General features: G+C 46.6%; 11 protein-coding genes. All 11 read right to left on the bottom strand.

Translation table 11 applies throughout. From position 1 onward, the window contains the following. Window positions 1–293: 293 nt before the first annotated feature. The gene (locus DOM54_RS19610) at window positions 294–1,031 is read right to left on the bottom strand and encodes a hypothetical protein (protein WP_110717946.1); all 738 of its coding nucleotides are present in this window, start codon (window positions 1,029–1,031) and stop codon (window positions 294–296) included. A 75-nt stretch (window positions 1,032–1,106) separates the two neighbouring features. Next, window positions 1,107–3,485 carry a capsular polysaccharide export protein, LipB/KpsS family gene (locus DOM54_RS19615; RefSeq protein ID WP_206019163.1) on the bottom strand — a complete coding sequence of 793 codons (2,379 nt, stop codon included), beginning with the start codon at window positions 3,483–3,485 and terminating at the stop codon, window positions 1,107–1,109. A gap of 20 nt (window positions 3,486–3,505) precedes the next feature. Continuing rightward, a complete protein-coding gene (locus tag DOM54_RS19620; RefSeq protein ID WP_110717948.1) occupies window positions 3,506–4,483 on the bottom strand; it encodes a KpsF/GutQ family sugar-phosphate isomerase in 978 nt (325 codons plus the stop codon). Window positions 4,484–4,731: 248 nt separating this feature from the next. Beyond that, the gene (locus DOM54_RS19625; RefSeq protein WP_162619944.1) at window positions 4,732–5,748 is read right to left on the bottom strand and encodes a phytanoyl-CoA dioxygenase family protein; all 1,017 of its coding nucleotides are present in this window, start codon (window positions 5,746–5,748) and stop codon (window positions 4,732–4,734) included. 32 nt (window positions 5,749–5,780) lie between these two features. Continuing rightward, entirely contained in the window at window positions 5,781–6,770 is a 990-nt protein-coding gene (gene galE, locus DOM54_RS19630; protein ID WP_110717950.1) for a UDP-glucose 4-epimerase GalE, read from the bottom strand. A 61-nt stretch (window positions 6,771–6,831) separates the two neighbouring features. Then, window positions 6,832–7,878: a 3-deoxy-7-phosphoheptulonate synthase gene (locus DOM54_RS19635; RefSeq protein WP_110717951.1), complete on the bottom strand. Its 1,047-nt coding sequence runs from the start codon at window positions 7,876–7,878 to the stop codon at window positions 6,832–6,834. A gap of 21 nt (window positions 7,879–7,899) precedes the next feature. Then, entirely contained in the window at window positions 7,900–9,243 is a 1,344-nt protein-coding gene (locus DOM54_RS19640) for an HAD-IA family hydrolase (RefSeq protein WP_110717952.1), read from the bottom strand. A gap of 67 nt (window positions 9,244–9,310) precedes the next feature. After that, complete coding sequence (locus tag DOM54_RS20155; RefSeq protein WP_162619945.1) at window positions 9,311–10,765, bottom strand: hypothetical protein; 1,455 nt, start codon at window positions 10,763–10,765, stop codon at window positions 9,311–9,313. Window positions 10,766–10,943: 178 nt separating this feature from the next. Further along, complete coding sequence (locus DOM54_RS19645) at window positions 10,944–11,645, bottom strand: CatB-related O-acetyltransferase (RefSeq protein WP_240613979.1); 702 nt, start codon at window positions 11,643–11,645, stop codon at window positions 10,944–10,946. 80 nt (window positions 11,646–11,725) lie between these two features. Beyond that, complete coding sequence (locus DOM54_RS19650) at window positions 11,726–14,812, bottom strand: CDP-glycerol glycerophosphotransferase family protein (protein ID WP_110717953.1); 3,087 nt, start codon at window positions 14,810–14,812, stop codon at window positions 11,726–11,728. Window positions 14,813–14,855: 43 nt separating this feature from the next. Then, a partial coding sequence (locus tag DOM54_RS19655; protein ID WP_162619946.1) for a LicD family protein occupies window positions 14,856–16,008 on the bottom strand: 1,153 nt, incomplete at its 5' end.

The following is a 16,008-nucleotide window of genomic DNA, read 5'->3' on the forward strand; positions in this document are numbered from 1 at the left end:
TTGCTGGGTAAGATCAGATATCCCCCGGCCTGCGACAGACAGCGCCCACCAGCATCGGCAGTCGTCACCGCCACGGCAAGATGGTTTATCTAACACTCATTTTTTGACTTACGATCAGGGGACTAACGGCCTGCTTTCAATGGGAGGCAATGTACCGACATGTTGGTTTCTGAACAGATCAGGTCAATAACGCGTATGCGCCTGCATGCCTCATGTGGATCCCTTGTCACAGGCATCGTGAAATGTCGAATGGCGGTAATTGCAGCCGAGGTCCGGTCCATCCGAATCTGCTATCAGCGGATTGCCCGAGACACCATTCCCGCGTAGGCAGCGTACTGCAGCTGCTGAAAATGCTGCTTATCCTTGGTCTGCATAGGCTTACGTATCGTCTGGCATGGAACAACATGCACAGCACCATGACGAAATTTTGCCTGGTAGGTCTTGGTCCTTATCATGCGACTTTCGTCCCCGGCATAGGTATTGTAAGGAAAGTTGATAAATACCATTTTTGAATTGGGACTGATCGTTGAAAAATGGCTTATGATTCGACTCATGAAATAGACCCCATCCTCAGGGGGCAAATAATCACCTAGGACGTAGTCGCCCTGAACACTACCCAAGCCATTCAATTTCAAGAAAAACGGCCTATCTTCAATCAGGTTTTTTTCAGAAACCAGCTTTGCAGAGAGATCCATATAGTTATCGAACAAGATCAAATCCGGCTGGTCCTGCAACGCTTCTAAAAGCGGCTTTCCTCTGCTCAACCTATGCAGACCGATCTTGTCAGGTGACTGATTCTCGAGTATTCGGCGGGCATTATTGTCCACACCTGAGTCATCGCTGCCAGCAGGTAGAACAGCCGCCATCAACTTATCCAACCCCTCGAAGGAAAGCTCCCTGGACACAAAGCGTTTATAGAAAACGTCGGACCGATTATGGTAGACACTACTCAACACTTTGCCACCAAACAGCTTGGCAAACTGATTGGCGGTATAACGCGAAAGACAGGATCCGAAAGTCACTATATTCATGTCAACCCTTACGCTGCTTCACCATTGACATCCCCGCCTCCATAGCGCCAGTCTCGCGCAGTAACGTGGAGGTCCTTATCTGTGCTTGACGATATAGTCAATCAACTCTTCCAACTCACAGGCTCTTCCGAGATCGGGATTGTAGTAGCGAGACAAATCGATATAAGCGTAGTGAAACACATCACTCAACGACCGATTTCTGGAACGCCTGTTCAGGTGAATGCGATCATCAGTCAACCCCCACCCTGCGTAGAAGGGCATGCCGTGGCAATGTACTTTCTTACCCGCCATTAACGCTTCGAATCCCATCCCCGAGCTAACAACGTGGACTTCCTCCACGATATCGAATAATGCATGAGGGTTGATGTCGAAATCTATCAAAAAGACATTATCGACGTTCTTGATAAAGGCGAGAGACTGGTTGTCGAAATAACTACCCTTGCCACCTGTTATCGCATCGGGATGCTGTTTTAAGAGGATGTCATGGCCAGGATAATCGTGGATGGCCTCCTGCAGCATCTTTCGAAACACCGCTTCATCGGCCATGCCGGAAATGACGGACTGATCACCGCGGCGCTGGTCCAGCAGTAGAATTTTCGGCCTCTGCGAACTTCCTATCGTGAGCGGTGCATCAGGGGCATGGTTATACTTGGAGATACGATGGTCGACGATCATCGATCTCAATGCTTCCGCCCTTTTCACCTGCTGCTCTGACAGTTCAGGCCCCGATTGCAGCAATCGTTCAAGACGCGACGGCTTGGTAGCATCGTAATACGAGGTCGAGTCGTCCAGTATGATCGATAGCCCGGGATCCCCCGAGAGCCCGATCCCCACAGAGCGAACGAAGCCGTCCTCGAGTATCAAGAGTTCGCGCCCAAGCGCATTCCTCACTTCCATCTGTTTTTTCTTTTCAGCCTTCTCCGTAATACCCCATTGTACGAACAGATCAACGGATGCCAGCTCGACCAGCGATTCCTTGCCTCGATTGCTCTGGACCCGCTGATTGGCGTTAAGCATGGGTAGCAGGTAACGCTGTACACCATGCCAAGTTTCGTCACTTGACGGTATGGCAATAATGTCGATGCGATCCCGGTTGAACACCTTATTTAGAGGCGATAGCTGAGGTAGCAAGTTGCCAGGCTTAGCTGCCTCGATGAGATAATCTCTGATTCGGTTCGTCGAACGGCCGTCAAAGCTACCATTGGAAAATTGAGAGGCCGCCCAGTCCATGCCCGACGGATCGGCGGTGAAACCATCGCTACGATAGGTTTCAAGGTGCCGTTTAATACCGGCGAGATTCGTTGCGACCGGAAAGCGGCACGACTCCCAAATCTGATCGAACTCTACATACTTGGTGGATAACGGCATCTTGCCCATCAGAAAGCCTTCGAACATCATCGTGCTATTCACTGATGCCACTACATCACTGTGATAAATCGCTTCCTCGGGTGGCACCAGGTAGCACAAGGCATCATCGATGGCAGCCCTGTCAGAGAGCACCAGACGTTTCCCGAGTGCAGCCCCAAGAATATTGTCCTTCGAAGGCGGCAAGCGCACGATCAATTGAAAATCGAGCGCCTCGCATACAGTAAGCAGATCACCGATCGCCTTGCGTTGGGACTCTCTTGCAATTTTCATGTTCAACTGGGAATCGAGAGGTTGCGAGGCAAAAAGGACGGTCTTCTGTTCCGGAGACAGCCCAAAAAGACGAAAGTATTGTGAGCGGCTCAGATTAGGCAGATAGTCGGTGTACTTATCAAACTTGGGTGCCCCGACACTGATAAAGCGAGACGCCGGGTAGCCACGGTCCGCGAAAATTGACTTCTGCAATTCCCCCCAGCCCAAAATGACGTCCGCCAAAGGCTGAGAGGCGTAGGACTTGGGATCCCAGTAATACTTGTTCTTATCGACGAAAACCGACTCATGAGGAACCAATATACGGGGAATGGCCAGCTCCTCGCAGACATGAGCAATCACCCTCATCACGGGTGCCCAGTCAAACGTGAATATAATACCGGCGAGCTTGGGTCGTAGCGGGATCAAGCGACGGACGATCATCTTACGATAGGTGTCCGGGTTCTCACGGGCAAATCTCAGAACGTCTCTCCGATTGGCATTGAGATCCACCACGAAGTCCAATGGTGCGAGCGTATAATCCTTCTCGGATTGGATGTTATCGATCAGCGTATTGGTATGTTCAGCAATCCAGGGTATATAGAGAAAAATCGGCTTGGTAGATTCCATCGCCAATTTCAACTCATACCCCGCCTCCGGCTTATACCAGTCCGGGATGATTCTTTCAGATTTTGAGACATCAGGTTTAGCAACGGCCCCACCACCATTCGACGACATCGCGAAATCAGGGTGTCTGGCATTCACCGCCAACTGTTTCTTCCGGTAAGCGTCTTTCCAGAACAAAACCGGGTGCTTGAAAAACTTGGTCGTTTTACTCATAAGAATGGGCTCAGGGTTGATCAAGCATCGAAGCTCTTGATGACGCCGAGCGGCTTGCCAGACTCGATGACGATCAAGGAGGTCAGTTTGCGTTCGCGCATCAAGATCTCGCAGTCATGCAGATTGGCTTCACCAGCTACCGTCGTGGGCATCCTCCCCATGATGTCTTGGGCTTTCGGGCGCGTTTCCTCAGTAGAGCTCTCCAGCGCTCGCCGCAGATCTCCATCGGTAACTACGCCAAGCAGTTCACCCGTGGCGGATACAATGCAAACAATTCCCCTTTTGCCCTGGCTTATGTTGTTCACTATCTGGTCAAAAGTAGCTTCGCCGAAAAGACAAGGCACTTCATGCATGACGTCTCTGGCCTGGGTCAGAAGCTTTCTGCCCAGAGAGCCTCCGGGATGAAAACGGGCGAAATCGACTGGCATGAAGCCCCGGCGATTCATCAAGGTGACGGCCAAGGCATCGCCCATCACCAGGGTCGCGGTCGTGGAAGTGGTTGGTGCCAGGTTGTTCGGGCAAGTCTCACGCTCGATTGAGACATCAAGATGAACACTGGCGCTCTGGGCCAAAGTCGAGTCTGCACAGCCGGTAATAGCGATCGTGTTCGCCTGGATGTGACGCAGGTAGGGAATCAGCTTGATGACTTCATCAGTTTCTCCGCTATGGGAGATCAAGAGCACCAGGTCGATACCGCCGATCATCCCGAGATCGCCGTGGTATGCCTCTCCCGGATGCACGAAGAAGCTAGGCGTGCCGGTAGAGGCCAGCGTCGCGGCGATTTTCCGCCCGATGATGCCTGACTTGCCCATCCCCGAAACGATGACCTTGCCCGTGCAGGCCAGGATCAGCTCTACCGCCTTGAGGAAGTCCTCATTCAGTGACGAACCAATAGCGTCCAACGCTCTTGCCTGCCCCTCGAATACCTGCCGGGCCAGCCCTAGAGAGCGGCCGCTATCTACCCAAGGTTCCCTCTTCAACTCGGCGACGATCTCCATATCGGTCTCCCGTTGCGTGGCGGTCGCGGGAAGCGACCTATGGCATTAGCGTGAAGAAACGATGACAGAGATGTATGACGGTTCTATTGCCGTTGCGTGTCAGCGGGGTGAATCGAGAGCGACTCGACCTAAAGGAATGATCATCGCCCTCGAATTTCAGGCATAAAAAAAGCAACCACGAAGGTTGCTTTCTTTAGGGCGTTGTAAAGATCAACGGCGGGCTTTCAGCACCACTCAAGCGATCAGCTTTATATCTTGCGCTGCTCGATCACATGCCAGGAGGACTGCCCACCCTTGGCCGCGGCTTTCGCGTCTTCCTGACGGCGCATGCGTTGGAGCACCCGGTACTGAAGCCGATTGAAGTAATCGAACCCGAGCCCCGGCAACGGCAGGAAGGGATTGGTCCGGCTCATGCCCCACAGCGCCAGGCGTGAACTCCCCGGCTCGGCGTTGCCCCGGGCATGGACGCCGAAGGTATTGGCGATGAGCAGCGTATTGGCCTTGACCCGGAACGGCCGAGGGCCGCCCTCACCCAACCTTTCGGCCTCTTCCTGGCTGACACGGAATGACCCCCGCGCCGTATAGCGATCCGCATGCGCTTTCGCGCGCAGGCTCATCTCATACTCCCACTTCAGCCGCTCACGGTGCGGCCGGTTGGAGCCCGGCACGAACACGAACGGGCCATTCTCGTCGGTCACGTCCTCCAAATAGAGCCAGAATTTCATGGTGGGTTGGAAGGTATCGACGTGCAGATTCTTCTGCGGGTCGCGCTCGGTCATGCTATCCCGGCTGCCGTTGTGAACGTTCTCGAGATGACAGATCGGCAAGCGGGCGTGGCCGGCACAGTAGCGGAACAGCCGCTTCAACGCAGAATCTTCCAGTACCGCCTTGACCGCCGGCAACCGCTCGATGACTTCCGGCGCCAGCAGAATCCGATGGGTGTTGGTATCGCCCTGGCAGCACTCGCGGATCTCACCCTCGTAGGCGCCGATTTCTTGAATCAACGCCTGGAACTGTTGATCGGAAAGGTAGTTCTCCTTGAGCACGTAGCCGAAACGCTGAAACTGCTGACGGTCCGCCTTGGGCACCCCGGGCGCCAGCATCGCCATGCGCAGCCGAGACATCCAGTAGGCCGACCAGACCCGAGCAGCATGCAGCCCGTAGCGATTCAGCCGTTCGCTACCCAGCAGCGGGTTGGCCTTGAACGACTTTGCTCCGGTGAACAGCTCACCAAACCAGATCGGATATCGAGTCCAAGGTTTCATTTCCAAGTTCCTCAATGGAAGAGGCACATTACTTACAGCAGTTTGACGCGCTTTTGTTCCCATGCCCAGGCATGGGCAACGATCGTATCGATATCCGCATATTGCGGGTTCCAACCGAGAACCGATTTGGCAGCTCGGGAGTCCGCTACCAGATTGGCTGGATCTCCAGCCCGCCGCGGAGCATCTTCAGAAGGGACGGGCCGACCGGTGACACGCTCGACGGCATCAAGCACTTCCTGAACACTGAACCCGTTACCATTGCCCAGGTTGAATCGCGCCGAGGGGTTGCCTGCCCAAAGATACTCTAACGCTCGCAGGTGCGCTTCAGCGAGATCCGTGACATGGATGTAGTCGCGGACGCAGGTTCCATCCGGTGTTGGATAATCCCGGCCAAAGACCTTCAGGGGTGGCCTGACACCCAACACCGCATGCAGCGCCAGTGGAATCAGGTGGGTTTCTGGATCATGTCGCTCGCCAATGCGGCCCTCCGGGTCAGCCCCCGCCGCATTGAAGTAGCGCAGCGCCACGGACTTCAAGCCATAAGCGCGATCGAAGTCTTCCAGCATCCGTTCGATCATGAACTTGCTTGCCCCGTAGGGATTGATAGGCGCTTGGCGATGCGCTTCATCAATCGGGCTGTACTCAGGCTCGCCAAAAACTGCTGCCGTTGAAGAGAAAATCAACGGACCAACATCATGTTCAACCATCGCTTCCAACAGTGTCAGCGTTTTGGCGACATTGGACCGGTAATACTGAGCAGGCTTTAGGACTGACTCTCCAACTTGAATCAAAGATGCAAAGTGCAAAACACCATGAAACTTCTCGGTACTGAATAACAGATCTAGAAGCGCGCGGTCACCCACATCCCCTATAACAAGCTTCAAATTCACATCAACAATCGAACTTTCAAAACCGGTAGACAAATCATCCAGCAAAACCAAATCATAGCCAGCCTTGAACAACTGGGCGGCCATAATAGAACCGATGTAACCACATGCTCCAACAACTAAAATCTTTCCCATTTTTTGCCTTCTAAATCTAGCTAGCGGCATGAACACTGCCAAAAGCGAAGACTGAAATCTGCTATGAACCTGTCAGTCTAGAATAAATAGATCTTAGGAGATCCTCTGTGGTAATCCAATCAATACAGGCATCGGTAATTGAAACACCATATTTTAGATTCGAAAACCCATTGTCTAATGATTGAGATCCACTTTCAATGTTTGATTCAAGCATAATTCCAACAATAGATGTATTGCCACCAACAATTTGCGACACCACATCCTCAGCCACTAAAGGTTGGTTTTCCGGGTTTTTTCCAGAATTTGCATGACTGCAATCCACCATGATATTAGGGGTTATATTAGCAGCTTCCATTTTCTTCTTGCATTTCTTAATACTGACAGAGTCGTAATTAGCCCCATCGTGTCCTCCACGCAAAATAACATGTGAAAAAGCATTTCCCTTCGTTGAAACAATGGCAATTTGCCCCGTCTCATCTATACCTAAAAAATTATGTGGATGCATTGATGACTTAATAGCATTAATTGCCACATCTAGACCTCCATCAGTGCTATTTTTGAACCCAACGGCACACGACAAACCAGATGACATCTCTCGATGAGTTTGAGATTCAGTAGTACGAGCACCAATTGCAGACCAGCTAATTAAATCTTGCAAATATTGGGGAGAGACTGGATCTAAAGCCTCCGTAGCCAGAGGGAGCCCTAGCTCGGATAAATCCAGAAGAAGCCTTCTCGCAAGTCTAAGGCCCTCTTCAATTTCGAAGGAATCGTCTAAATGAGGGTCATTAATCAATCCCTTCCACCCGATGGCTGTCCTTGGCTTTTCAAAATATACACGCATAATAATTAAGAGCTTGTCGTTCAACTCATCACTTAAACAACTAAGCTTTTTAGCGTAATCATATGCAGCCTCAGGATCATGAATTGAGCAAGGACCCACTACAACGATTAGGCGTTGGTCAGCGCGGGATAGTATTCTCTTAACATCCTGTCTTCCTTTGTCGACAACTGATCTAGCACGCTCAGTTAAAGGCAAGCTGTATTTTAACTCTTTGGGGGAAATTATAGATTTAAAACCCATAATATTCAGATCCATTAACTCCATAAGCGCCTCATTAAGAAGAGATCATTCAGCGAGAATATATTCCATCATATCTTCAATCTTATTGAACCACATTTCTTTAACATCTTTTAAGTCTGCAAAACCCCAAGCAGCATGAACAAAGTGTGCTCCTGCTCGTTGTGCGGTTTCCCGGTCAGATTCCATATCACCAACATATATAGTATTATAAGGATCCACGCCCAATTGGATGCATGCCAATAGAAGTGGATCAGGATTAGGCTTACCACGACCGGAAGGTACGTCCTCGGGACTTACTACGAAATCAAAATCGATATCAGAAAAATGGTGCTCTAAAATGTCCGTCGTACGCTGTTTAGTTTTAGATGTAACCACAGAAATCAAAAGCCCAGCTTTCTTAGCTTGCCTGAGTGCCTCAAGAATTCCCTCAAACACTTCAATTCTATCTAATTCCAACGAAGAAGATTCATCATAAACCTTCTTCACCTTTGAAAACATTGAACGATTGCAGCCAACATTAGACAAAATATCATAAAAGGGAATACCAATGTGTTGCTTATACTCTGTAAATGCGATCTCTTGGCCAGTTGCATCCATTGCCTTTTGCCATGCTCTCTCCATCACCGGAAGAGAATCTATCAACACACCATCCATATCAAATGATATATGTTTTATATTTTTGAACGGAACATCTTCATTCGCAAGATTTATAAAGAAATCGTCTGTTGAGAAATTCTGGGATTGTGGGTCGTAATCATGCAGCAAAGTGGCCAAAGAAAAATCCTTTGGCTCGTCTATATCCACTGACTCTTTGAAGTCAACCTCAACCAAGAAAGGTCGTCCAGATATACGAGTATTTTTTTCTAGATAATCAGATTTTCTAAACACATAAAAACCACTAGTCTCAGTATATACCGGAGTCAAGTCCTGAGTTTGAGACATATCTTCTGGATTATAGTTTAGTGGCTCCTGATTATACCACGCGTAAGTTTGATGCTTTTGCACAGCAAATGCACAGTCATATTCACCACCGGAAACGGCTTCAACACCTTTCACGATTGACTCTTTTTTTATGTATGGACCTGTGGCGTGGCATAAAACAATAATATCAGCATCAATCTGCTCAACCGCAAAGCGGAAAAGCTCATTAGCTTTTACATTATCTCCATCCAGCCTTCGAGGCCGCATTAACAGCTCCACAGAATTCGGCAAAAGCGATAAAACCTGCGGCTGGCTCGTATAGCATAGAACTTTAGACAAATGAGGTACATTAACTAATGCGTCGAACACATGGTAGGAGAGCGGGCGATCGCCTAACCTGAGAAAATTTTTGTTAGGAAGGCGGCGAGATTTTAGTTTCAATGGTACCAAAGCGGCTACTTTTTGCATAAGGGCTCCAGTGCTCAGATCGCAAAGAATTTAACTAATAAATATCAATTCCAAAAACTCATAGGGATTATACGTTATGAGCTTCAATCAATTTATCAACATATTCAGTCGGAGATAAGCTTAGAACCTTGCCAAGCTCATCATCCGCTTCAATTAAAGAAGCTAAAAACAATCCTTTTGTAAAACAGAAATTGGATACTGGGTCATGATAAACAAAACCCGCAGTGCTAAAATTAGGCTTTTCCCTATAGTTCTTATTCACTCTATTATTGTCAACCCACAAATTTGCGTTGAAAATTTTTATCCTGGATGGATTGTATCTTAGTATATCAAGGAGCGTTTTTTGAATAGCGTTAGCGGAGCCATGATAAAATGGATTAAATTGTGGCTTCTGAACAGGTAGCCGCCTAGCACAACGTCCTTTAAATTCGCGTCTTTCTTTGACATAATTATATGCACCACCGCTATGCAAACTATACTTCAGAGTTTCTATAGAAGTAGAGTTATGGGTATATTTTAGAATTTGCTTAACATCTGCGGTAATATAATAAGACACATCTGCGCGTGATCCAAACCGAGCGGTATTAAACCCATCCAATCCCTTATAGTTAAAACGAATAACAACATCGAACTGATCAATCTCTTCCCCGTTATCCTGCAATGTATCCACAGGACCAACTATCGCAACTGTTTTTTCGTTGATAATCTCCGCATACTGGGGATCGTAATATCTTGGCTTTCGCTTAAAGTAATTTCGATATGGAACAGTGTTGCCTTCATATAATTTCAGGGCAGCTGCCATAAAACCTGATGGGGACTCACCTGTAACAGGGGCAATTTCGTCGTCGAATTCTTTTGAAATCTTGCTAGCATCTATACTTTTCAATGCAAGTGATTTGTGAAACCTAAATTTTTTGTAAAGCTCCAGTTTGTCTGCCATCAGCGCTAACGAACAAAGAATTAATTGCTCATTTTTACTTATTAATTTATTTTTACCAACCACAATCTTCTCAAAAAAAGAAGACAAGGCCATCAACTTCTTTTTAGGAACATCAGAAAAGTTGCCATCCAAATGATGCGCGAGAAAAGCTTCCCCTGCATAACTAACAATACTACTGCGCTCTCCTGGATTTTCTGAATACAACTCTGCATAAGCTATAGATAATGCTAGCAAAGCATTTGCGAAAAGGTAATTACACTTGAGATAATCTGTTGCTGTCAGTGGTAAACAAGAAACCACTTCTATTATGGCGTCAAATTGATTTGACGCCAAGCTTTCTTTATAGCAAATTATATTTTCCCTTTCTGAACTTGCGGCATCGGATTCATCATCCAGCTGCAGCCAAAGAGCATGAAACATCTCATCATAATGCTGCGCATTCAATAATGACTTGAGCAAAAGAGCATGCGAATATTTATTTAGCAAACCAATTGAAGGCTTGTTATTTAAACTGTACACCGTAGCATTCAATAATCTTTGCTCTATATAGCATGACTTTGTCATTGAATCACCGATTTTCATATGAATGAACTTCAAAGAAGATAGAACGGACCTCTACGAACTCAGGTTAAAGCCTATGCTCAGAGCCATTATAAGTTGAAAAACCATTTTGCTCGCAATCGTAAACCATATGGACAAAAAGAGCCTGTAAAATTAATTAAAACATCACGATCACCAAGCGAACGACGACGGCAAGTAATCAAATTATACTCTCGCTTGTGAATTTGATTATGTCTGGTTTAAAGACCTCAACCTTGTTGTTAGCAATTAATGACTGAAGCTTCTCTATACAAGAATCTATGTTTGCAAAATCTAAGCCATCTACATTAGGCAGGTCAAATCTCCACCATTCCAAAGCTAACAATTTTTCTATCGTTCTCTCTGGGAATCTATATCTAATAATTTTAGCCGGTACACCGCCTACAATTGCATATGGTGGCACGCTCTTGGTAACAATTGAGCCTGCTGCAATTACTGCTCCATTGCCAACTTCAACCCCTCTCATCACCATAGCGCCCGCACCTATCCAAACATCGTGCCCTATACGGATTTTTGATTTTACGGGTATTTCTTTATTAAGCTCAGCCGCGCGATGCTTTGAAACCAAACCTGTTGCGCCCCATTGAAAAGGGTGTGTTGAGAGCCAGTCAACTGGGTGATCTCCATCTCCGATAACTACATCAGGTGCGATAGAGCAATATCGTCCAATGATTTTTGTGCCCGGTGATAATCGACAACCACTTCGAATATACGAGTATGCACCGATTCTGCCACGCATTCCGTATGCACCATCTAAAGATACTGGCGCCTCGCATGAGAGCACAGTTCTAGCCCCCATTGACATGGTTTTGCGTGTATTGACTCCCACAGAGCTAAGCTGTTTCCGAAAATCAAGTTTCAACAGTTGGTCTCCATAACATGCCATATCGCAACATCACTTAAAGCCGACGACCTAATTAAGCTATAATTTAGCCATCATCATTAGTTAGCTTTCAAGGAATCACAATAGCTAACAAGCTCATTATAAATAATTTCAGAGCCATTCACGCCTAAAGAATCTTTGAATAAATTTTCGCCTATTTTTTCGGCTTTACTCTTTTCCAAAGCAAACTCTTTGAGGCAACGTTCGATATTAGCTAATAAATCATCTTTAGTCTGTGAAGCACAGCCTGGCAGTTCACTGTCAAAGTCAATATGCGAACCGTGGTAGGTTAAATATCTTTCAACATCAAAATGGAAAAACAAAACGGGCTTTTTAAGATAATAAAAATCCCAAGCAACACTGGAGTAATCAGTTATTAGAAGCTTTGAACGCATTAATAGCTCCCTCACCGATTCTTGACCAAACTGAATAACCCGTATTCTCTCACTTAAAACGTCAAAGTGTTTCAACTGCTCAATAATTTTAGGATGTAAATAAAAATTTAATGTCGAGCCGTACTTATCTAGAATTGAATCCAGCTTTGTGGACGTAAGCAATTGGATATATTGATTGAAATATTCACTCTTTCTAAAGTCCTCATCTTCCATGCCTTCTAGCCAATTCCTCCACGTCGGCATTATAAATATCTCATTATTGTTTTCCGACTTATCTGTCAATGAATGCCAACGAGGGAAAGGAGCAACAATCAATTCGGATGGCGTGTAGCCAAACCCGTTTTTTAAAATTATATTTTTCTCAAATTCAGAAGTCACTACAAACCGGTCGGCTGCACAGATATGACTTGTTTTAGACAGGTTAATGTCATTTTTCTTCATAGCCGTCACCCCATGCTGCAAGAAGACATAGGGCTTGCCAAACAAGGCTTCTCTAAACTGGCCAAATACTCTACGCCATGCATAAGCATGCCCCCTGGTTTCAGATGAGATCAAGAGTTCGCATGACAACAGCATTAACATATGCTCTTTAGACATGAAGTCGACAACATGATCCTCATAACCAATTAGATTTTCTCGATCGGGTGAATCCTTGTCGATTACATAATAAACATTGTCTCGCTTTCCCACAATATCAAGAAAGAAATAATAGGCATTATCTTGAGCGGTATTAGAAAATTTCTCAAAAATAAGCCATATTTTTTTATCCACCCATATTTCTCTATCTTTTTCGAACTGATCGATAGCCAGAAGTTCTAGCTCTCTATATTTCGCGTCGTCGAATTGATTGTAGTGACGTTTAATAAAAGAAATACTTTTCTGGCTGGCAGTTAGATAAGGGTAGACGATATATTGATCTTGGAATAAGGCTAATTCTAGAGGGTATGCTTTGAGTTTAGCTTTTACGCCTTCAACTACTGTATTGGTTTTCCTTTTGACATCGTATCTGCAACCATCTTCGGCAAACAGGGTCATTGAGACGCTATAGTCATGGTAGAGAAATGCAAGATCCACTTCTCGCAAATCGACATCAAAGCTGTAAAAGATTTCGTTTTTCGACTGGTAATGAATTGTCGGCAAAAAATGAAAACTACTAGCGAGGTCCGTGTAGACTTCTCGTTGATCAATGACTAGGGAATGAACATCTACCGCCAGCACGGGCCTTTTAAATGAAAGCTTGAACCAAAAGCGATAGATCCCGTTGGAGTATACAAGATCCGACAATGTCAAATTTATTTCTTTTTTGTATATTGTACTTAGTAGTAAATCTTCAGCTATTGTATTGAAGATCGACAGCGCCTTCTGGCTTTGGCCATCTTTGTACAATGAATATGCTAACCTGTAAAACCAATATTGTGATCTAGTAGATTTACGATCTATCGCCTTTTTATAGGCATCAGCCGCTTTGCCCCACTGCTCGCACTTTTCATATACTTTACCGAGTGAATACCAAGCTGATTCTTCATCAGGGTGCTTGTGAGTCTCCGTCTCGAGCAAAAGCACAGCAGATGCACTTAAAGAGCTTTTATAATCTTTCAGTGAAATATCGATCGCCTCACTAGGCAAATCGATACCTGGCTGATCGCGAATAGAAATATGAGCTTCAACAGCTTCCTGATACTCGCCGACATGTGCCAAAGCCCCACCCAATCGATGTCGACACAGCGCAGGTGGCTTTGGGTCCATCAAAATAGCGTAACGATAAGCCTTAATTGCAGACACCCACTGCTTCTGCATTTCAAATGCGTGGGCTAATCTGTAGTGCCACTTAGGTTGGCCACCGGAAATAGCCAATCCAACTTGGTAGTGGTGGCTGGCTTCGTCCCATTGATTACAATGATCGTAAGCCAATGCTACAGCATAGTGCAGCTCTCCATCTGTCGGATGATTCGCTAGTTGAGCAAGATAGGCATCCCTCGCCTCTTTCCACAACGCACGCTGCTGATGGAATACGCCAACTCCAAAACGTTTTGCGCCCAATTGTTCGTCTAAAGCGATCGCGTTTTCATAATAGAGATTGTGAGCATTCTCATAGTTTGTGTTTTCACATACAGTGCACTGCAATAAATATCCAGCACGATAAAACCAATCGGCTGGAGACGCCTCACCGTGAGATTCATTGATTTCAATCGCTTTTTTGAAATTTTCAAACGCGGATTTTCGCTCACCTCTTATTTCTTTTATCTCCCCTAATCGAAAATATGTGCATGAAGAAAATTTATTTTGAGCAATTAGCGCTTCAAGATATTCTTGCTCTTCCCACCATTTACCCTGACGCTTAAGCAGGTCAACAAGTTGGCTATCGAGCGTTGCGTCTATTGATGGATGCCTAGCCAAATGAGACCTTATCAGTTTTTCTTTTTCCCAATTAGATTTTTTTAAAGTTTTCAATGAATTTTTTAAAGCTTGAGCTAGCTGAACATGCCACTGAGACTGAGAAGGATCTTTTTCCAGAGCCAAATCAATATTGCTATAAGCCTGATCATATTTATTTTGACGAAATTCACACATGCCTAGCTTGAAATAAGAGGAAGCGTGATAGGGATTCTGCTGGACTGCGGTACGGAAAAACTTCTCAGCAGCGGCCCATTTTTCATGGCGGTACTCAACCAGCCCAGCTTTATACGCTTTGGGATTTCCAACGCCACGACCACCAAGAAAACCCAGAACTTTATCGATTACTTCTTTCACCTGAACATCCCTGCTCTATGAATGTGCGATTAAAGTATTAGCATCAACGGCCCACAAGATCCCGATATTTTTTTGCCCTGGTTTTATGGCCAGCCTTGCATGCAGATATACACTGAGAAATATAATAAAGCGACATATTGGTATCATTTGTCACTTCGATATTTGGTGTTTCTAAAAACGTTTCAAAGTCGGTAACTGGCGTTCGCCAGTCTCCGTAGTTTTCTGCCAAATACAAATCGTGGTTGCCAGGCACCCAATATTCGCTACCGAGAAATGAGATTGTTTGTAACTCAAAGGGGGTATTCCACCAGCGGCATTTGATACCACCATGGTAAAGCTTCCCATCCTCTTCATAATGACGGAAAATATCGATTTTGACACCGTTAGGGTGCACTACATACAGCGTGTTCTCGCTGACAATCTCTTGAAGTTTGAACCGACGGGAATGTTTGATGGCGTTGCGAAGGGACTTCATGCTGACTTCCGGCATCACCCCAACATCGATATCCGTGTCGTGTCCCAGAATCGTACCTTCACGAATGCAACCCAATAGCGTCCCACTCACCAGGAAGAAATCGATGTCGTGCTCAGCGAGGTCTTCCTTGAGCTGAACCAAGGCCAACCCGGCTTTCTCTTGCCAGCGTCGCTTCTGGCCTCCACTTCGTGTGGGCGGCGTCTTGGGCTGACCAGCGGGCTCCAGCTCGACCTGCTGCATCAATAACCGGGCTTCGTCGATTGCACGCTCGCCAAGCTGCAAGTCCCTTAACAACAATAGGTAGTGATTCCGAGAACGGAGCCATCCTGGGTCGCCGGGCGAGAAGCGAATCATTACGCTTTCATAGGCTTCCGGGCATTTGGCCCCAAGGGCGGCCAGGCGCCAGGCGCGGAAATAGCGGGCGGCGTTATCCTCGAAAGGTATGGCATTGAGTGCAAGCAGCGCGGAATCAAAGCGCCCCTGGAAGCGAAGTGCCTCCTGGTGAAGATAAAACGCCTCACAAAAGGTACTGGTGCCAGGGCGAGCGGCTTGCATGGTGTTCAGCGTGTAACGCTCAGCGTCTGTATATCGCTTATCGAACAACGCTATGGCCGCGGAAAATAGAGATTTAGCGGGCAGCGTGTCAGGAATGGCGGCAAGACACCTGTCAGTGGCCTCTATCTCTCCCTCTGTGAACAGCGCCTTTGATCTTACCCAGCAA

Source organism: Salinicola acroporae (assembly GCF_003206615.1).
GTDB classification, from domain to species: domain Bacteria; phylum Pseudomonadota; class Gammaproteobacteria; order Pseudomonadales; family Halomonadaceae; genus Salinicola; species Salinicola acroporae.